The sequence below is a fragment of the Mesorhizobium sp. WSM4836 genome (assembly GCF_055811815.1).
The window spans coordinates 15,466-31,781 of the sequence record NZ_JBVVQF010000028.1 but is presented as its reverse complement, the minus strand read 5'-3'; the positions used below and the strand labels follow the sequence as shown (position 1 = coordinate 31,781).

Sequence of the window (16,316 nt, the reverse complement as noted above, 5' to 3'; positions counted from 1 at the left end):
AGCGGCATTCGGGCTTTTCAGCGGCGTGCCCGAGCTTTTGGAATTACCCGCAGCACTATCCGCGGCGAAACAGCGCCTCTGCCGCCGACTTGGTGGAGCCTTTGGTCTTGAGCTCGGCTTCCAGCCGGGCGATCTCATCGCGCAGGATGCCGATCCGCTCGGACAATTCATCGACGGAAAGCAGCGACAGATCCTGCCCGATCTCGTGCGGGCGCGCTTTCTTCTTGGCTTCGTCGTCGAAGACCGCCACCGTCGCTCCTCCGTGATTTGCCCATTTGCCTGATTTGCCAATGAGCATACATAGAGCGGGGGCATGGATGCAAATAGCGGCAACAGCTGGCACGAGAAACCGGCAAAGCACGACGGGAAAATTCATGGCGAGCGCACAGAAAATTCCGGCCAAGATGATGGCGATCGCCATCTCGGAACCAGGCGGGCCGCGGGTGCTGAAACCGGAAACCCGCGACGTGCCGGTACCCGGCTCTGGCGAGATCCTGATCCGGGTGCGTGCCGCCGGCGTCAACCGGCCGGACGTGCAGCAGCGCAGGGGCGCCTATCCGCCGCCGCCGGGTGCGTCGGATCTGCCCGGGCTGGAAGCGGCGGGCGAAGTCGCCGCCCTCGGCGACCAGATATCGCGCTGGCGCGTCGGCGACCGGGTCTGCGCACTGACGGCGGGCGGCGGCTATGCCGAATATGTCAAGGTCCATGCCGGCAGCGTGCTGCCGCTGCCCGCCGGCTTTACCTACACCGAAGCGGCGGCGCTGCCGGAAAACTACTTCACTGTTTGGCACAATGTCTTCGAGCGCGGCAGCCTGAAGAGCGGCGAGACGCTGCTCGTGCATGGAGGCTCGTCGGGTATCGGCACGACGGCGATCCAGCTTGCTGCCGCTTTCGGCGCCTATGTCATCACCACCGCCGGCAGCAAGGAGAAATGCGACGCCTGCCTCAAACTCGGCGCTGACCGGGCGATCAATTACCGCGAAGGGGACTTCGTCGCCGCGGTCAAGGAGGCGACCGGCGGCAAGGGCGCCAATGTCATCCTCGACATGGTCGGCGGCGACTATGTGGCGCGGAACTATGAGGCTGCAGCCATGGAAGGCCGCATCGTCCAGATCGCGACGCAGGCCGGCGCTGTGGCCAGCGCCGATTTCTCGAAGATCATGGTCAAGCGGCTTATCCATACGGGTTCGACGTTGCGGCCACGCACCGTCGAGTTCAAGGCGGCAATCGCCGCCGCGCTGGAAGCGCAGGTGTGGCCGCTGCTCGGCACGCGCAAGATTGCACCCGTGATGGACACGATCTTCCCGCTCAAGGAAGCCTGGCGGGCGCATGAGCGGATGGAGGAGGGTGAGCACATCGGCAAGATTGTGCTCGATGTCGCCTGACGCCAGCAAACAGGCTGAACGAAAGCCTAATGGTGCAATGCTACAAACGCATTGCGGCCATGCAAAAGCGTCTGTTCAATTTTTCATCGTCGATGCCTACTTACGCGGCATCGAAACGATGGAGGACTACCATGAACCCGATCCGCGCTTTCCGTAACTGGCGCATGTACAACGAAACCGTGCGTGAACTGAACCGGCTGAATGCTCGTCAGCTCAACGACCTCGGCATCAACCGCGGCGACATCGAGAGAATCGCCCGCCAAAGGCTTTGATCTCGAGCACGATCCCGCCCGAAGACCGGGCGCTGCATGTCCGCAACGCCGAGCCGCGGTTCGGGATCAAGCCTTAGAAGCCAGAGCCGCAGCAGACGGATTTCCGTCGCCGGTTCCGAGCCCGCCCGACCTTGGTCTGGCGGGCTTTGTCGTTTGAAGCTTTCGACTGCACGGCGTCAGCTGCCGACCCCTTCGCGGTCTGCCGGCGTCCTTGACGCGCGCCTGCCAAAAACATTGCGAAACGGCGAGCGAGCGGTTATATAGACCGCGATTTTCCCATTTTGGTGGCTCTAAACCACCGCCCGCGCGGGAACGCGGGCGAACGAGAAGGATTTTTGTAATGGCCAATACGCTGCTGATGCCCAAGGCGACCGCCGTCTGGCTGGTTGACAACACAGCGCTCTCCTTTGAGCAGATCGCGCAGTTCTGCGGATTGCATCCGCTTGAGGTCAAGGCGATCGCCGACGGCGAATCGGCGCAAGGCATCAAGGGCATGGACCCGATCATGACCGGCCAGCTCACTCGCGACGAGATCGCGCGCGCCGAGAAGGACCCGAACCACCGGCTGAAGCTCTCCGATCCCAAGGTGCGGGTGCCGGAATCCAAGCGCAAGGGTCCGCGCTACACGCCGCTGTCGAAGCGCCAGGACCGGCCCAACGCCATCCTCTGGCTGGTGCGCAACCATCCCGAGCTCAAGGATGCGCAGATTGCCCGCCTTGTCGGCACGACGAAGTCGACGATCGACCAGATCCGCGACAGAAAGCACTGGAACTCCGCCAATCTCCAGCCGATGGATCCGGTGACGCTCGGCCTGACGTCGCAGATCGACCTCGACATGGAAATCAACCGCGCCTCGCGCGGCCGCGAGCAGGCGCAGCCGGTCGGCGATACGCTGCTGCCGGCCGCCTTGACCGAACGGCTGGTGCCCGCGCCGGAAAAGCCGAAGGACGAGGAGCGCGAACTCGACGCCAACGCCGTCTTCGCCAAGCTTTCGGCGCTGAAGTCGAAGGACAAGGACGCCGACGAAGAGGAGTAGAGGTCTCGCATCTATGACAAAAAAGCCCGCTTTCAAGCGGGCTTTTTTGTGACCTTCCGTGTCAGCTTCGCGCCGCCCGGTCCGGCGCCATGCCGTAGTCCTCGCTGCGTTCCACCGCGCGGTAGAAATCGGCGAGCTGCTTGCCGCGCTCCGGCTTGAAGGTGCGGCCGGCGATCACCACCGAGGCGATGCGGTCGATGCGGAAAGCGCGGAAATCGCCGCGCATCTCGCACCAGGCGACCAGCGTCCACACCTTGCCCCAGAACCACAAACCGAGCGGGCGGATATCGCGCGCGGTGCTGCGGCCGGCCTCATCCGAATAGTCGATGGTCAGCACCTGGCGTTTCTCGATGGACCGCTCGATCAGGTCGATGGCTTCGCGGGCGGCATCGCTTACCACCCACATCGGCGTGTGGATCTCGGTACGGGAGATGCGGTCCTTTTCGGCGTCGGGCAACACGGCGCCTATCTTGACCAGCGCCTCGTCGGCGGCTCGTGCCATGGCCGCGCCGCCAAAGGCGCGCACCATGCGGGCGCCGGCGACGAGCGCGACGATCTCGTCACGCGTGAACATCAGTGGCGGAAGGTCGAAACCCTCCCTCATCATGTAGCCGACACCGGCTTCGCCGTCGATCGGCACGCCGGTCGATTGCAGGTCGGCGATGTCGCGATAGATCGTCCGCTCGGAAACCTCGAGCCACGTACCCAGCTTCTGGGCAGTGACCAGACGGCCACCACGCAGATGCTGTACGATCTGGAAGAGCCTGTCGGCGCGGCGCATCGTATGGTCCCTCGGCGTCTATCGCTCCAGCCCTTCGCGCTTGCGCTGCGCGGCGACGAAGGCCGCGCCGAAGGACAGTTTCCTCGTTGTCGGCGTGCTTGCGTCGAGCACCCGCCAGAACGGCGCAACCTCGCTCAGCGCCATGCCACGCTCAATATCCTTGTTGACGGCCTCGGCGACGGTGCGCAGATAATAGCCGATGGTGGCCGGACATGTCACCTCGGCACCGTCCTCGATGGCGAGAGCGGTGCGCAAAGCGCGGATATCCATGTCCGTGCCTTCGGGGATGAAGCGGATGAAAGCATCGACCTGGCGAGCTTTAGGAACCAGCGTCGGCCGGCCTTCGACGACGTCGCCGATGGTGCATGGCAGTTTCATGCCGTGGATATCAGGCGTATTCAGCCTGCCGTTCCAGCTTTTCATCAATCGTCCTCTCGGCCATCCGTCTCCGGCGGCCATCGCACTATGGCACGAGCCTCCTGACACCATACTGTCAGGAGGCTTCAGCATGCCCATTGAGCTCGTCGCAAGGTCGCATCCAAACGCCACCCAGAAAGCTTGCCTCAATTGCCGCCATTGCGGCGGTCGCCATACATATCCGGCCAACCAATATCCTTGCGGATGTCTGTCGGCAGGGTGTTCATGAAACGCTGGGTGCGGATCTCGTTGCGCATCGTCCGGATCTTGCCGACATAGTGCTGCACGCGACGCAGAATGGTAAAACCGTTCATGGCTGGTCTCCTCTCTTTCGATGCAGACACTATCGCACACCCCTGCTGACAGCAGTCTGTCAGGAGGGTGCAGCTCTCGTGACCGGCGTTCCGATTTATCGACCGAGGTGACCAGCCAGTGCCGAAAAGAGGGCTGCCGCAGTGGAAAGACGGCGATCGCGGAGCCGCTTTGACAGCCAGCCGCGATGCTGATCAAAGGCTGCATGTCGAAACTTCTCGCACTGGTCATCATCGCCATGATGGTCATCCAGCTCATCAAGCCGCTCGGCTGGCCCGGGCTGAAGCGGCGCGGCGATTTCTGGAAGCTGGCGCTGCTGGCGATGGCGGCGATTTCGATCACGGCGGTGCTCGGGCACTGGACGTAATGTATGTCGCGCAAAATGTGCAGCGGTTTAGCGCGGCGGCCCGCTACGCGAGGCCCGGTTCGTTGGCGAGCACCAAGCTGACCAGATGTTCCGCCCAGGCTCGGTAGCCGGCTTCCGAAGCATGAAATCCATCCGACGCAAAGCCGGCCTCGGCATCGGTGATCGGCAGGCGGGGCGCCGGTATGGCGCCGCGCTCGAGGCAAAGGCGCTCGCCCATCCGGTTCATTTCGACGGCGCGGATCTCGAGGATCTTGCCGAGCAGCAGCGGCATTGCCGGCGCCCGGGTGAACTCCAGCACTGGCGACCACACGACGCGCGCCTCCGGCCATTTGGCGCGCAGCGCGTAGAGCAGGCCGCCAAATTCGCGCTTGAAGCGCGGTACCGAATGAAAGTTCTTGGTGTCGTTGGTGCCGATGGCCAGCACGATATGCGTCCACGGATCGGCCGATAGATTGGGCAGCACATGATCGCGGATCTGGCCAGAGGTTGCCGAGTTGAAGCCGGCCGCCCGCCAGCGCACGGTGCGGCCGGTGCGTTGCGCAATCAGAACGGCCAGCTGCGCGGCCAATCCGTTTTCGGAATTGCCGATGCCTACCGAGGCGGCGGAGGAATCGCCAAGCACCAGAACCGAGATTGCTGGCGCCAGGCCAGATATCTCGTGCATGACCGGACCTTGTGCCGGCAGCATGCGGGTGGTGCGGCGACGCACGCCAAGTCCTTGCCAGACATAGACCGGAAAGGCGAGCCAGGTGAGAAGGGTCGGGAAGCGCCGCATAGCAAGTCCCCTTTTTGGACATAGCGAACAGCACTTACCGCATGTTGCATTGGAGGTGAACGACCTTGCCGCGACATCCCGGTCGCCTCAATGGCAGCAGCTGTCCTGCATCTCGAGCGCGTCCGCATATTCGTCGTGCAGCCGTACCCAGTCCATTAGGCTATGGTAGGGACCGGTTTCGTTGCGACCCTTCGGCGTCAGGTCGAGATAGTGATAGGCGCCGATCAGCGGATCGCCGCCTCGGGAGCGCGAGATAAAAGTCAGGAAGATGTCGCCTTTCTCGTCGCGATAGAACACGCTGATGCCGGGAAGGTCTTTCGATCTCCGCGCACGCCGCTCGAAATTGTATGTCGTGTCGCCGGCTGCGATCTGCTTGTCGGTGAATGACACCTGCATGTCGAAGTTGAAGTCCGAGGCGTAGGACGACACCCAGTCGAAGTTCCAGCCCATGCGCTGCTTGTAGGGCAGCAATTCGGCCAATGGCGCTCGCGCGACCACGACAAGTGAGACATCGTGATGCCTGACATGCTGGTTGGCGCCGTCGATGTGGTCGGCAAGGAACGAGCAGCCCTCGCAGCGATAATCGGCGCCCGGCCCGAACATGAAATGGTAGACGATCAGCTGGCTATTGCCGCCAAACAGGTCGGGCAGCTTCTTTGGCCCTTGCTCGGTCTCGAAGACGTAGTCCTTGCGGATCTTCAGCCACGGCAGTTCGCGGCGTTCGGCGGCGACACGATCGCGAAAGCGCGTCAATTCCTTTTCGCGCGCCAGATGCGCCTTGTGCGCCTGAAACCACTCTTCCTGCGAAACGGTCTTGTTGTTTGGCATCGGTCTGCTCCTCTTTTCACGGAGGACGTTCGGCAGCGAGGAATGCCGACACCGAGCTGCATTTTAGTTGCAGGAATTGCAACCCTTGCTGCTTTCAAGCAAAACTCGGGCACGTGGCCCGGGTTCTGAAGAAACGCAAGATGTTTTCGGTCAGGCAGCTTGCTCCAGCGTCGGCTGCCATTGTCCAAGCGCTGCCAGATGGTTCATGTGGGCGCGATGGGCGAAGGCAGCCTGCGCGGCGGCGACATTTGCCGCCTTGCCACTCCAGGCCTTCTGCGGAGCGGCCTGCAAGGCGCGGCCGTAGGAGAAGGTCAGCTTCCACGGATGCGGGCCGATGGCGTTGATGGCATTAAGGTTGGCGGTCGCCTCCTCGTCCGATTGTCCGCCCGAAAGGAAGGCGATGCCTCCGATCGCGGCCGGCACCGTCTCGCGGAACAGTTTTATGGTCTTTTCGGCGACTTCGTCGGGGCTGCTGACCTTGCCCGATTTCTTGCCGGCGAGGACCATGTTCGGTTTCAGGATAGTGCCTTCGAGCACGACGCGGGCCGCATAGAGCTCGGTGTACAGCTTCGTCAGTGTCGCCTTGCTGATCTCGTAGCAAGTGTCGATGTCATGAGCGCCGTCCATCAGCACCTCCGGCTCGACGATTGGCACGATGCCGGCTTCCTGGCAAAGCGCGGCGTAACGGGCGAGCGCATGGGCGTTCGAGCCGATCGAGGTGGCGGAAGGCACGCCCTTGGCAACATCGATGTCGATCACCGCGCGCCATTTGGCAAAGCGGGCGCCGAGCTTGTAATAGTCGGCGAGGCGTTCGCGCAGGCCGTCCAGGCCTTCGGTGATGGTGTCGCCGGGAAAGCCGGCCAGCGGCTTGGCGCCGGCGTCGACCTTGATGCCGGGGATCGCGCCTGATGCCTTGATGATGTCGACCAACGGTGTGCCGTCGGCGGCCTTCTGGTGAATGGTCTCGTCATAGAGGATGACGCCGGAAATGTACTTGGTCATTGCCTCGCTGGCGCGGAACATCATCTCGCGGTAGTCGCGGCGGCTGTCGGCGGTCGACTCGACGCCGATGACGTCGAAGCGCTTCTTGATGGTGCCGGAGCTCTCGTCGGCAGCCAGCAGGCCCTTGCCATTGGCCACCATCGCGGCGGCAATGTCCTCGAGACGTTCGCTCATCGTGCTTCTCCTGAAACAATTGATCCGCGCCCAGCAGACCACCAGAGCAACGCCGGTTCAAGTCGAACCATTTCGTCAAACAAGCGCGAATCGATTGAAAGTCGCGGGCGCACTCCTCCGCACTGCTATTGCTGCCGCAGTTAGCGCTTTAAGACGTCGACGCCGGGCAAGGGCTTGCCTTCCATCCATTCGAGGAAAGCGCCGCCGGCCGTCGAGACATAAGTGAAATCATCGCTGACGCCGGCATGGTTGAGCGCCGCCACCGTGTCGCCGCCACCGGCGACCGAGACCAGTCTGCCGGCCTTGGTGCGCGCTGCCGCGTGCCTGGCCGTCGCCACCGTTGCATGGTCGAACGGCTCGATCTCGAAGGCGCCGAGCGGCCCGTTCCAGACCAGCGTCGCGGCACGGTCGATCCATTCGGCAATAGTTTTCACTGTCTTTGCGCCGACGTCGAGGATCATGCCGTCGGCCGGCACGTCTGCTATGGCGACGGTCTCGTTGGCGGCGCCGGCCTTGAACTCCCTGGCGATGACGCCGTCGGCGGGCAGGATGATGGCGCAGCCGGCCTCGGCCGCCTCGATCATGATCTGCTTGGCGGTGGTCGCGAGATCATGCTCGCACAAGGATTTCCCGACGTCGGTGCCCCGTGCCGCGAGAAACGTGTTGGCCATGCCGCCGCCGATGACCAGCGCGTCGACCTTCTTCACCAGGTTCATCAACAGGTCGATCTTGGTCGAGACCTTGGCCCCGCCGACGATGGCGACAACCGGACGGACGGGATTGCCAAGACCCTTTTCCAATGCGTCGAGCTCGGCCTGCATGGTGCGGCCGGCGAAGGCCGGCAGCACATGCGCCAGCCCTTCCGTCGACGAATGGGCGCGGTGCGCAGCGGAGAAGGCGTCGTTGACGAAAATGTCGCCGTTGGTGGCGAGCTTTTCGGTGAAGGCCGGGTCGTTCTTCTCCTCGGCCTTGTAGAAGCGGGTGTTCTCGAGCAGCAGTACGTCGCCGCTGTCCATGGCGGCGATGGCGCTCGCCGCCTTGTCGCCGATGCAGTCGGCGGCAAAGTGAACCGGTCGGCCGAGCACGTCCGCCGTCGCCTTGGCGATCGGTTCGAGCGAGAATTCCGGCGCCGGTCCATCCTTGGGCCGGCCGAAATGGGCGAGCAGGATGACCTTGGCGCCCTTGCCGGAGAGCTCGGCGACGGTCGGCGCAATGCGCTCCATACGGGTGGTGTCGGTGACCTTGCCCTCGGTGACGGGAACGTTGAGGTCGACACGCACCAGCACACGCTTGCCGCTGATATTGCCGATGTCGTCCAGTGTCTTGAAGCCGGCCATGCTGATCCCTTTCACGAAAAATCGCGGGGACCTTACCCCGCATCGACGACGATGCAAGACCTGGGTAACGGTTCACGGCAAATATGATTCACGTGTCGAGGACGAAGTGCCTACGGGGAGCGAGATGGCAGCAATGGCGCGAAACGCGCCGACAAGTGGCTTACCGATTGCGCACCACAATGCATGCGCCGCCTACGCTGTGCAGTTTCTGGCAAATATCGTCGGCCTTGGTTTTGGTGTCGGCGCCGATCCGCACCGCATAGATGCCGCGCCTGCCGATCGGTGTGCGCACCCGGCTGACAACCGGATCGCGACCGCTGAGCAAGGCTGGAAACCGGCGCTTCACGTTGCTCCACTGATTGAGCGCCGCACCGCGGCGGAAATTGCCGGCCACCTGCACGCCCCACGGCTTGATGTTGATCGACGACATCGGCACGGTTCTGGACATGATCACCGGCAGCTCGCGGCAAGCGGCAGCGAAACTCGCCTTCTTGTCGAGCGGCCGGATAACGCCGGCGTAGGCGGCATTGGCGAACTTGTCGGCCGGCTCGCCCATGACGTCCAAAACGTAGCTTTCGGTCTCCATCGGCAAGAAGCCGCCGGAATTCAGCCAGCGCGTCACCCGGCTCTCGCCGGCATTGTAGGCTGCGGCGGCGAGGCCGAGATTGCCGAAACCGGACTTCATTTCGGCGAGGTATTTTGCCGAGGCCGGGATCGCCTGTTCGATGTCGAAGGAATTGGCCAGCCCGCGCATCTTGGCGGTACCCGGCATGAATTGAGCGATACCCTCCGCGCCGACGGGGCTGACCGCATTGGGATCGAAGCGGCTCTCTTTCCAGATCAGCCGGGCAAAGAAATCCCGGGGCAGGCCGTTCTGGTCGGCATGCGTCTCGATAAGATCGCAAACTCGGTCGATCAGCTTCTGCTTGGCGGGCCGCGGCGGATCGGCCTGGACGGCTGTCGTCCAGCCCAGCCCGCAAATGACCACCAGCGTCGCCCCAAGCAAACGCGGCATCGAACTACTCCGCCGCGGCTTTGCCGTGTTGCCCAAACCGCCCTTCGATGTAGTCGGAAAGCATTTTCTCGAAATCCGCGGCGATCGATGTGCCGCGCAGCGTCGCCGCCTTCTTGCCGTCGACGAACACCGGGGCGGTCGGCGTCTCACCGGTGCCGGGCAGCGAAATGCCGATATCGGCATGTTTGGATTCGCCCGGACCGTTGACGATGCAACCCATCACCGCGACTTTGAGGTTCTCGACGCCGGGATATTGTTCGCGCCACGCCGGCATGTTCTTGCGCAGGTCGGCCTGGATGTTCTGGGCAAGCTCCTGGAACACAGTCGAGGTCGTGCGGCCGCAGCCCGGGCAGGCGGCGACGATCGGCACGAACTGCCGGAAGCCCATGGTTTGCAGCAGTTCTTGCGACACCTGCACCTCGCGCGTGCGGTCGCCGTTCGGCTCCGGCGTCAGCGAGATGCGGATTGTGTCGCCGATGCCTTGCTGGAGCAGGATGCCCATGGCCGCGGACGAGGCGACAATCCCTTTCGAGCCCATGCCCGCCTCCGTCAGGCCGAGGTGCAGCGCATGGTTGGAACGGGTGGCAAGCTCGGTGTAGACGGCGATCAGATCCTGCACGCCGCTGACCTTGGCCGACAGGATGATTTTCTCGCGGGCGAGGCCGATCTCTTCGGCCATTTCGGCCGACAGGATCGCCGACTGCACGATCGCCTCGCGCGTCACTTCCTGCGCGGTCAGCGGAAAGCCCTGGGCCTGGTTGTCGTCCATCAGCCGGGTCAGCAGCTCCTGGTCGAGCGAGCCCCAGTTTACGCCGATGCGCACCGGTTTGTCGTATTTGATCGCCATCTCGACGATCGCCGCGAACTGCCGGTCTTTCTTGTCCTTGAAACCGACATTGCCGGGATTGATGCGGTATTTGGCAAGTGCCCTGGCGCAGGCCGGATGATCGGCCAGGAGCTTGTGGCCGATATAATGGAAATCGCCGACCAGCGGCACGTCGATGCCGAGCCGTTCCAGCCGTTCGCGGATGGCCGGTACGGCGGCAGCGCTTTCGTCGCGATCGACGGTTATGCGCACGATCTCAGAGCCGGCGCGATGCAGCGCCGCCACCTGTGCGACCGTCTGGTCGACATCGGCCGTATCGGTGTTGGTCATCGACTGGACGACCACCGGCGTGCCGCCGCCGACCATCACGCCGCCGACATCGACACCGACCGACCTGCGGCGCGGGAAGGGTGAGGAAAAATATCCGGTCATGCCGGCTGCCTTTAATCTTGAAGGTCCGGGCATGAGGTGGAGGAGCAAAGATGGCTTGTCAATGGCGACTGGCGTGCAGGCTGGCAAATCGGTAATGACAAGACGGCAGCTTGCCGCAAATCCACGACTATTTCCGGCAGCATAGCGATGCCACCGGAAAGAGATCGCGCGCCGGGCGGCGCTGTTAGTCCTGGAGAGGCTTCAGTGCGTCGTCGGTTTCGCCTTCAGTTTTTCAATCTCGTCCTTGAGCGCCAGCTTGCGCCGCTTGAGATTCACGATTTCGAGGTCGTCTACCGATGGGTGGGTCATCGCATCGTCGATTTCCCGTTCGATGTCGCCGTGTTTCCGCTGCAGCTCATCAAGATGGGATGCAAGAGACATGATTGGTTCTCCCTTTCATGGTTTCCTCGATTGCAGCCGCCAAGGCACGTCCACCGCAGGCTCGCTTCTGTGACGGCATAACGACACTGTGCCACCATCGAGCACCGATGTCGAATGCTGCGTGGTAGCATTTCACGACAATATGAAATGTGGTATGGGCTGCGCGCCGGTGCAAAAAGACCCGGTCCCGCCCAATCAGGCCCATAGTTTGGGCGCCGCAGACGTGCAGACGGTAAAAATGTCCGATCAGGAACAGGCAGATATCCGCCTCGAATATTCCCGGCTGAAGCAGGAACACGCCGATTTCGACGCGGCCATCAACGCGATGATCGCCATGAATTGCGACCCGCTGCAGATCCAGCGCATGAAGAAAAAGAAGCTTTTCCTGAAGGACAGGCTGATGGCGCTGGAAGACAAGATCATTCCAGACATAATCGCTTGAACCAACGCCGGCGCCGGCCTGCTGGAAAGCCGCTATGCCGCGATCGAAAGCCGTGCGGCGCGCTCGCGCAACAAGGCTATCAGGTCGTCGGTCTTTTCGGTCGAGGTATCGATCGGAACCACCAGGCACATCGTCGCCTCGACCCTACCCGGCGCTGAAAAGACCGGTGCGGCGAGGCATTTCGTGTAGGCATCGACAAGGCCGGAGGTGACGCAGTAGCCGGCCGACTTGGCGACGGCGATGTCGGCTATAAAATCGTCGAGCCGCAACCTGCGGCCGTCCGGCAGTACGAGATCGTCTTCCGAGACCATATCTTCGATCGCCGCCCTGTCGAAGCCGGCGAGGAGCAGCCGCCCGGACGCTGTCCAGGGGAGCGGTATTTGCAGACCCGTCGCCGAGCTGATTCGGAATGGCCTCGTTCCCGGGCTTGAATGGACGATGGTGTAGCGGCCGCTTTGCAGCATGCATAGCTCCGAGGTCTCGCCGGTCTCGCGCGACAAATGGTCGACTTCCTGGCGCCCTCGCCTGAGCAGGTCGTTACCCCGCACATAGTCCATTCCGTAGAGATAAAGCTTCTTCCCGAAGTAGACGCGATTGCCGTCTCCGGCCATTTCCAGCAGGCCCGCGTCGACCAGTGAGCGCACAAGCGTGTAGGTCGTCGAACGCGGCGCGTTCACCCCCTTCGCAAGATCGCCAATGCTGATCGCGCGCTGGGTCGTGTGGAGAAACTCCAGAATCTGGAGGACCCGGTTGAGACCTTTCTCCCGAGAACCCGAATTCTTGTCCTCGTCCAGACCGACGTCCGATCGAGCGGCCAAGGCATTGCCTTCTTGCATTATCGATTCCTGATGTTAATCTGTCTTGTACAGGGTACAGGCGTCTCTTGTAAGGGACAATGATGTCAGTTGCAACCGATGCCTGTATTGCTGGTCTAAAGGGGAACACAACACGAAAGGAGGTCGTCGTGAACGACACATCCAAAAGGCGTGAATTTCTGAAACTGGGAATGGCCGGGCTTGCAACGGCCGGGGTGATGAGCGCCGCCGCAGCGGTCGATGTTCAGAAAGCGGCGGCCCAGGCAACGCCCGACAGCCTGCTGCGAACCGTCCTCGAGCGCGGCAAGGTGATCGTCGGCACCGGCAGTACCAATGCGCCCTGGCATTTCGAGAACGACGCTGGCGAACTGGTCGGCATGGATATCACCATGGGTCGCATTCTCGCCAAAGGGCTTTTCGACGATCCGACCAAAGTCGAATTCGTCATGCAGGATCCGGCCCAGCGCATTCCGAACGTGACCACCAACAAGGTCGACATTACCATCCAGTTCATGACCATGACGGCCCAGCGCTCGCAGCTGATCCACTTCTCCCGACCCTACTACGTCGAAGGCGTCGCCTTGCTGACCCTTCCCAGTGCCGAGAACAAGACATTCGACAAGCTGCTTGCCGGCGGTTCGGCAACCCGGATTTCCATCCTGCAAAACGTGGACGCGGAGGCTAACGTGCATATCGTCCTGCCGGAGTCGCAGGTGATGCAGATAGACACGCAGGCCAATGTGCTGCAGGCCCTGGAATCGAAGCGAGTCGACGCCGCCGCCGTCGATCTGTCAACGGTGCGCTGGCTCGCCTCGCGCAATCCGGACAAGTACTTCGATGCAGGCAAGAGCTGGTTCTCGATGCTTTACGGCGCCGCGCTGCGGCAGGGCGACCTCGACTGGCTGACCTTCGTCAACCAGACCTTCACCATCGCCATGTTCGGCCATGAAACGGCACTCTACGACGCTGCGTTCAAGGATTATTTCGGACAGGAGCCGCCGGCGCGCCATCCCGGTTTCCCGGTCATCTGATGCAAGCAGGCGGAAGGGCAACGTCCTTCCGCCTCCCTCTCATCACAGCCCTCTATGACGGGGATGCATGGGTTACACCCTCAACTTCAACCTGATCTGGCGGCATTTCGACAAGCTCTGGAGCGGACTGCTGCTAAGCCTCGAGCTGGCTGTGATCTCCATCGCGATCGGCATCGTCATCGGGCTCGTTCTGGCGGTCTGGTACGTGTCGGCCGGACGTGCGGTGCGGACCATCATCGCTGCCTATGTCGAGTTCATCCGCAACGTACCGCTGATCCTGCTCGTCTATCTCGTCTTCTACGGCCTGCCCACAGTAGTCGACATCGCCTACAGCGCCCAAACCTCATTCATTGCCACGCTGTCGCTCTACAGCGGCGCCTACCTGGTCGAGGTGTTTCGCTCGGGGCTCGAGGCGGTGCCGCGCGGGCAGCTCGACGCCGGCAAGGCGATCGGCCTGACGCCATGGCAAAGGCTGCTCCATGTGCGCTTGCCGACGATGCTGCGCATAACCCTGCCGGCGCTTTCCAACACATTCATATCGCTCTTCAAGGATACGTCCGTGGCGTCGGTCATTTCGGTGCCAGAGCTCACCTATGGCGCCCAGTGGATCAACTTCAACACATTCCGCATTGTCGAGGTCTATCTTGTGGTGACGGCGATGTACCTGTTGACCGGCTATGCGCTCCTTTTCGCGCTGCGACTGGTCGAGCGCCGGTTCAAGGCGGCGCGCTGACATGCTGAGCCAGATCATCTACGCCTTGCCGTTCCTCGCCGAAGGCTTTGCCGTAACCTTGTGGGTGTCGCTGCTGGTCGTGGTGTTGTCGCTCATCGCCGGCGTGCTGATGGGCGTCGGCCTTGTCTACGGTCCGGCTCCGCTGCGCTGGGCAGTGCGCATCTTCAGCGACACCATACGCGGCATTCCGATCCTGGTGCTGATCTTCTTCGTCTACTACGGCCTGCCCGCGGTGGGGCTGCATCTGGAATCCTTTTGGGCGGCCGTACTCGCCCTCACCCTGTTCAAGACTGCACAAGTCGTCGAATATCTCAGGGGCGCCGTGGGCTCGATCCCCAAGGGTCAGTCCGAGGCGGCGATGGCGATCGGACTGACCTTTCGCCAGCGGCTGGCCTACGTCATTTTTCCGCAGGCGTTCAGGCGCTTCCTGCCACCCTGGATCAATGGCGTCACCGACGCGGTGAAGGGCAGCGCGCTGGTCTCGCTGCTCGGCATCACCGACCTCATGCAGGCGATCAACCAGGTCATCGGCCGTACCTATGAGGCAATGCCGCTCTACATCCTCGGCGCGCTCGTCTACTTCGCCGTCAACTACGCCCTCTCCTTGGCCAGCCGGCGCCTGGAGCGGCGTTTCTCCTTCATCCGGGAATAGCAAGATGTCCAACGCCTCGCCCGCAAATCCGGCGCTTCTCGATGTCTCCGACGTGTCCAAAGCCTTCGGATCCGTCGAGGTCCTGCGTTCCGTCAGCCTCAAGGTGACACGCGGCGAGGTGGTGACTGTCATCGGCCCCTCCGGCAGCGGCAAGACCACGCTGCTGCGCTGCGTCAACTTCCTGGAGAGCTACGACAGCGGCTCGATCCGCATCGACGGCAAGGAGGTCGGCTATCGCGAGACGGGAACACGCCAGCGACGCAGCGAGCGCGACCTGGCGGCGATGCGAGCCGAGACCGGAATGGTGTTCCAGAGCTTCAATCTGTTTCCGCATTTGACTGCGGCCGGCAACATCATGCTTGGCCTGCGCAAGGTGCGCGGCAAGAGCAATGCCGAGGCCCGCACCATTGCCGAGCACTGGCTCGGCCGGGTCGGCCTCGCCCACAAGGCCGACAGTCTGCCGGCCGAGCTGTCCGGCGGCCAGCAGCAGCGCGTCGGCATCGCCCGCGCCGTCGCGATGGAGCCGAAGATATTGCTTCTCGACGAGATAACCTCGGCGCTCGATCCCGAACTGGTTGGCGAGGTGCTCGAGGTCGTGCGCAGCCTCGCCGAAGATGGCATGACGATGCTGATGGTCACGCATGAAATGGCTTTTGCGCGCGACGCATCGAGCCGCATCGTTTTCATGGCGGATGGCGGCGTCAGCGCCGTCGGACCACCCGCCGAGATCCTGGCGGCCGGGTTCGACAACGAACGCCTTCGCAGCTTCCTGGCGCGGTTTCGCGCCTCGCATTTTTGACATCGGACGGCGAAAGCTGTCGCAAGGAGCTTTTATGACGCCTTACATCCGGCTCGCGGAATTGGGCCTGACACTGCCCGAGCCGCCGAAGCCCATCGCCAACTTCGTCACCTATGCCGAGAGCGGACGGCTGATCTTCCTCTCCGGCCAGGGGCCGTTGCGCGCCGATGGCGCGCTCTGCACCGGCAAGGTCGGCGAGGATGTCAGCGTTGAACAAGCCTATGATCATGCGCGTCTGACCGGCCTAAACCTGCTCGCCGTCATGCATGCGGCGGCCGGCGACCTCGGCCGCATCGTGCGCGTCGTCAAGCTGCTTGGCTTTGTCAATGCGACGCCGACATTCAGCGAGCACCCCAAGGTGGTGAATGGCTGTTCCGATCTTTTCGCCGCCGTCTTTGATACACTTGGCGGACATGCCCGTTCCGCGATCGGTGTCGGCTCGCTGCCGGGCAACATCACAGTTGAAATCGAGGCGGTCGTCGAGATCGCCGCCTGAAATCTTTC

Annotated in this window: 22 protein-coding genes; 10 read left to right on the top strand and 12 right to left on the bottom strand. The window is 62.6% G+C overall.

Annotation, left to right across the window (positions count from 1 at the left end):
* Window positions 1-55 precede the first annotated feature (55 nt).
* A complete protein-coding gene (locus AC0L2P_RS27040) occupies window positions 56-250 on the bottom strand; it encodes a DUF1192 domain-containing protein (RefSeq protein WP_473505656.1) in 195 nt (64 codons plus the stop codon).
* A 124-nt stretch (window positions 251-374) separates the two neighbouring features.
* Here AC0L2P_RS27040 and AC0L2P_RS27035 point away from each other — a divergent pair, with 124 nt between their 5' ends.
* The 3 genes from AC0L2P_RS27035 to AC0L2P_RS27025 all read left to right on the top strand — a co-directional run bounded on the left by AC0L2P_RS27035 (window position 375) and on the right by AC0L2P_RS27025 (window position 2,693).
* Window positions 375-1,385, top strand: a complete 1,011-nt coding sequence (locus AC0L2P_RS27035; protein WP_473505654.1) for an NAD(P)H-quinone oxidoreductase — start codon at window positions 375-377, stop codon at window positions 1,383-1,385.
* Window positions 1,386-1,516: 131 nt separating this feature from the next.
* Complete coding sequence (locus AC0L2P_RS27030) at window positions 1,517-1,657, top strand: DUF1127 domain-containing protein (protein ID WP_473505652.1); 141 nt, start codon at window positions 1,517-1,519, stop codon at window positions 1,655-1,657.
* Between the two features lie 340 nt (window positions 1,658-1,997).
* Window positions 1,998-2,693, top strand: a complete 696-nt coding sequence (locus AC0L2P_RS27025) for a DUF1013 domain-containing protein (protein WP_473505650.1) — start codon at window positions 1,998-2,000, stop codon at window positions 2,691-2,693.
* A 61-nt stretch (window positions 2,694-2,754) separates the two neighbouring features.
* Here the strand turns inward: AC0L2P_RS27025 and AC0L2P_RS27020 are convergent, their stop codons facing one another.
* From AC0L2P_RS27020 to AC0L2P_RS27010, 3 genes are all read right to left on the bottom strand, one after another.
* Window positions 2,755-3,474: a helix-turn-helix transcriptional regulator gene (locus AC0L2P_RS27020; protein WP_473505648.1), complete on the bottom strand. Its 720-nt coding sequence runs from the start codon at window positions 3,472-3,474 to the stop codon at window positions 2,755-2,757.
* An 18-nt stretch (window positions 3,475-3,492) separates the two neighbouring features.
* Window positions 3,493-3,897, bottom strand: coding sequence for a hypothetical protein (locus tag AC0L2P_RS27015; protein WP_473505646.1), 405 nt, complete (start codon window positions 3,895-3,897; stop codon window positions 3,493-3,495).
* A gap of 140 nt (window positions 3,898-4,037) precedes the next feature.
* The gene (locus tag AC0L2P_RS27010) at window positions 4,038-4,205 is read right to left on the bottom strand and encodes a hypothetical protein (protein WP_473505644.1); all 168 of its coding nucleotides are present in this window, start codon (window positions 4,203-4,205) and stop codon (window positions 4,038-4,040) included.
* A 203-nt stretch (window positions 4,206-4,408) separates the two neighbouring features.
* On the opposite strand from AC0L2P_RS27010, the gene AC0L2P_RS27005 reads away from it, so the two are divergent.
* Window positions 4,409-4,570, top strand: coding sequence for a hypothetical protein (locus AC0L2P_RS27005; RefSeq protein ID WP_473505642.1), 162 nt, complete (start codon window positions 4,409-4,411; stop codon window positions 4,568-4,570).
* Window positions 4,571-4,613: 43 nt separating this feature from the next.
* On the opposite strand, the gene AC0L2P_RS27000 is transcribed toward AC0L2P_RS27005, so the two are convergent.
* From AC0L2P_RS27000 to AC0L2P_RS26970, 7 genes are all read right to left on the bottom strand, one after another.
* Window positions 4,614-5,345 carry an SGNH/GDSL hydrolase family protein gene (locus AC0L2P_RS27000; RefSeq protein WP_473505640.1) on the bottom strand — a complete coding sequence of 244 codons (732 nt, stop codon included), beginning with the start codon at window positions 5,343-5,345 and terminating at the stop codon, window positions 4,614-4,616.
* 87 nt (window positions 5,346-5,432) lie between these two features.
* A complete protein-coding gene (locus AC0L2P_RS26995) occupies window positions 5,433-6,173 on the bottom strand; it encodes a DUF899 domain-containing protein (RefSeq protein ID WP_473505638.1) in 741 nt (246 codons plus the stop codon).
* A 150-nt stretch (window positions 6,174-6,323) separates the two neighbouring features.
* Window positions 6,324-7,349, bottom strand: coding sequence for a class I fructose-bisphosphate aldolase (locus tag AC0L2P_RS26990; RefSeq protein WP_473505636.1), 1,026 nt, complete (start codon window positions 7,347-7,349; stop codon window positions 6,324-6,326).
* 140 nt (window positions 7,350-7,489) lie between these two features.
* Entirely contained in the window at window positions 7,490-8,686 is a 1,197-nt protein-coding gene (locus AC0L2P_RS26985; protein ID WP_473505741.1) for a phosphoglycerate kinase, read from the bottom strand.
* Window positions 8,687-8,846: 160 nt separating this feature from the next.
* Window positions 8,847-9,701 carry a lytic transglycosylase domain-containing protein gene (locus tag AC0L2P_RS26980; protein ID WP_473505634.1) on the bottom strand — a complete coding sequence of 285 codons (855 nt, stop codon included), beginning with the start codon at window positions 9,699-9,701 and terminating at the stop codon, window positions 8,847-8,849.
* A 4-nt stretch (window positions 9,702-9,705) separates the two neighbouring features.
* Window positions 9,706-10,959, bottom strand: coding sequence for a flavodoxin-dependent (E)-4-hydroxy-3-methylbut-2-enyl-diphosphate synthase (ispG, locus tag AC0L2P_RS26975; RefSeq protein WP_473505632.1), 1,254 nt, complete (start codon window positions 10,957-10,959; stop codon window positions 9,706-9,708).
* Between the two features lie 201 nt (window positions 10,960-11,160).
* On the bottom strand, window positions 11,161-11,340 hold the full coding sequence (locus tag AC0L2P_RS26970; protein WP_023678481.1) for a YdcH family protein: 180 nt from the start codon (window positions 11,338-11,340) through the stop codon (window positions 11,161-11,163).
* Window positions 11,341-11,578: 238 nt separating this feature from the next.
* On the opposite strand from AC0L2P_RS26970, the gene AC0L2P_RS26965 reads away from it, so the two are divergent.
* Window positions 11,579-11,782: a YdcH family protein gene (locus AC0L2P_RS26965; protein WP_023678480.1), complete on the top strand. Its 204-nt coding sequence runs from the start codon at window positions 11,579-11,581 to the stop codon at window positions 11,780-11,782.
* Between the two features lie 32 nt (window positions 11,783-11,814).
* On the opposite strand, the gene AC0L2P_RS26960 is transcribed toward AC0L2P_RS26965, so the two are convergent.
* Window positions 11,815-12,618, bottom strand: coding sequence for an IclR family transcriptional regulator (locus AC0L2P_RS26960; RefSeq protein WP_473505630.1), 804 nt, complete (start codon window positions 12,616-12,618; stop codon window positions 11,815-11,817).
* A gap of 128 nt (window positions 12,619-12,746) precedes the next feature.
* On the opposite strand from AC0L2P_RS26960, the gene AC0L2P_RS26955 reads away from it, so the two are divergent.
* The 5 genes from AC0L2P_RS26955 to AC0L2P_RS26935 all read left to right on the top strand — a co-directional run bounded on the left by AC0L2P_RS26955 (window position 12,747) and on the right by AC0L2P_RS26935 (window position 16,308).
* Window positions 12,747-13,628, top strand: a complete 882-nt coding sequence (locus tag AC0L2P_RS26955; RefSeq protein WP_473505628.1) for a transporter substrate-binding domain-containing protein — start codon at window positions 12,747-12,749, stop codon at window positions 13,626-13,628.
* Window positions 13,629-13,695: 67 nt separating this feature from the next.
* Window positions 13,696-14,361 carry an amino acid ABC transporter permease gene (locus AC0L2P_RS26950; protein WP_473505627.1) on the top strand — a complete coding sequence of 222 codons (666 nt, stop codon included), beginning with the start codon at window positions 13,696-13,698 and terminating at the stop codon, window positions 14,359-14,361.
* A 1-nt stretch (window position 14,362) separates the two neighbouring features.
* Complete coding sequence (locus tag AC0L2P_RS26945; protein ID WP_292655692.1) at window positions 14,363-15,013, top strand: amino acid ABC transporter permease; 651 nt, start codon at window positions 14,363-14,365, stop codon at window positions 15,011-15,013.
* A 4-nt stretch (window positions 15,014-15,017) separates the two neighbouring features.
* Entirely contained in the window at window positions 15,018-15,812 is a 795-nt protein-coding gene (locus tag AC0L2P_RS26940) for an amino acid ABC transporter ATP-binding protein (protein WP_473505625.1), read from the top strand.
* Window positions 15,813-15,846: 34 nt separating this feature from the next.
* On the top strand, window positions 15,847-16,308 hold the full coding sequence (locus AC0L2P_RS26935; RefSeq protein WP_473505623.1) for a RidA family protein: 462 nt from the start codon (window positions 15,847-15,849) through the stop codon (window positions 16,306-16,308).
* The last annotated feature ends 8 nt before the right edge of the window (window positions 16,309-16,316 follow it).

Excerpts from the sequence above, each read along its gene's own strand:
- AC0L2P_RS27020 (WP_473505648.1), bottom strand. The coding sequence starts at position 3,474 with ATGCGCCGCGCCGACAGGCTCTTCCAGATCGTACAGCATCTGCGTGGT.
- AC0L2P_RS27010 (WP_473505644.1), bottom strand. The coding sequence starts at position 4,205 with ATGAACGGTTTTACCATTCTGCGTCGCGTGCAGCACTATGTCGGCAAG.
- AC0L2P_RS26970 (WP_023678481.1), bottom strand. The coding sequence starts at position 11,340 with ATGTCTCTTGCATCCCATCTTGATGAGCTGCAGCGGAAACACGGCGAC.
- AC0L2P_RS26935 (WP_473505623.1), top strand. The coding sequence starts at position 15,847 with ATGACGCCTTACATCCGGCTCGCGGAATTGGGCCTGACACTGCCCGAG.
- AC0L2P_RS27035 (WP_473505654.1), top strand. The coding sequence starts at position 375 with ATGGCGAGCGCACAGAAAATTCCGGCCAAGATGATGGCGATCGCCATC.
- AC0L2P_RS26980 (WP_473505634.1), bottom strand. The coding sequence starts at position 9,701 with ATGCCGCGTTTGCTTGGGGCGACGCTGGTGGTCATTTGCGGGCTGGGC.
- AC0L2P_RS27015 (WP_473505646.1), bottom strand. The coding sequence starts at position 3,897 with ATGAAAAGCTGGAACGGCAGGCTGAATACGCCTGATATCCACGGCATG.
- AC0L2P_RS26990 (WP_473505636.1), bottom strand. The coding sequence starts at position 7,349 with ATGAGCGAACGTCTCGAGGACATTGCCGCCGCGATGGTGGCCAATGGC.
- AC0L2P_RS27025 (WP_473505650.1), top strand. The coding sequence starts at position 1,998 with ATGGCCAATACGCTGCTGATGCCCAAGGCGACCGCCGTCTGGCTGGTT.
- AC0L2P_RS26965 (WP_023678480.1), top strand. The coding sequence starts at position 11,579 with ATGTCCGATCAGGAACAGGCAGATATCCGCCTCGAATATTCCCGGCTG.
- AC0L2P_RS27030 (WP_473505652.1), top strand. The coding sequence starts at position 1,517 with ATGAACCCGATCCGCGCTTTCCGTAACTGGCGCATGTACAACGAAACC.
- AC0L2P_RS26945 (WP_292655692.1), top strand. The coding sequence starts at position 14,363 with ATGCTGAGCCAGATCATCTACGCCTTGCCGTTCCTCGCCGAAGGCTTT.
- AC0L2P_RS26950 (WP_473505627.1), top strand. The coding sequence starts at position 13,696 with ATGGGTTACACCCTCAACTTCAACCTGATCTGGCGGCATTTCGACAAG.
- ispG (WP_473505632.1), bottom strand. The coding sequence starts at position 10,959 with ATGACCGGATATTTTTCCTCACCCTTCCCGCGCCGCAGGTCGGTCGGT.
- AC0L2P_RS26960 (WP_473505630.1), bottom strand. The coding sequence starts at position 12,618 with ATGCAAGAAGGCAATGCCTTGGCCGCTCGATCGGACGTCGGTCTGGAC.
- AC0L2P_RS27000 (WP_473505640.1), bottom strand. The coding sequence starts at position 5,345 with ATGCGGCGCTTCCCGACCCTTCTCACCTGGCTCGCCTTTCCGGTCTAT.
- AC0L2P_RS26940 (WP_473505625.1), top strand. The coding sequence starts at position 15,018 with ATGTCCAACGCCTCGCCCGCAAATCCGGCGCTTCTCGATGTCTCCGAC.
- AC0L2P_RS26985 (WP_473505741.1), bottom strand. The coding sequence starts at position 8,686 with ATGGCCGGCTTCAAGACACTGGACGACATCGGCAATATCAGCGGCAAG.
- AC0L2P_RS27005 (WP_473505642.1), top strand. The coding sequence starts at position 4,409 with ATGTCGAAACTTCTCGCACTGGTCATCATCGCCATGATGGTCATCCAG.
- AC0L2P_RS26995 (WP_473505638.1), bottom strand. The coding sequence starts at position 6,173 with ATGCCAAACAACAAGACCGTTTCGCAGGAAGAGTGGTTTCAGGCGCAC.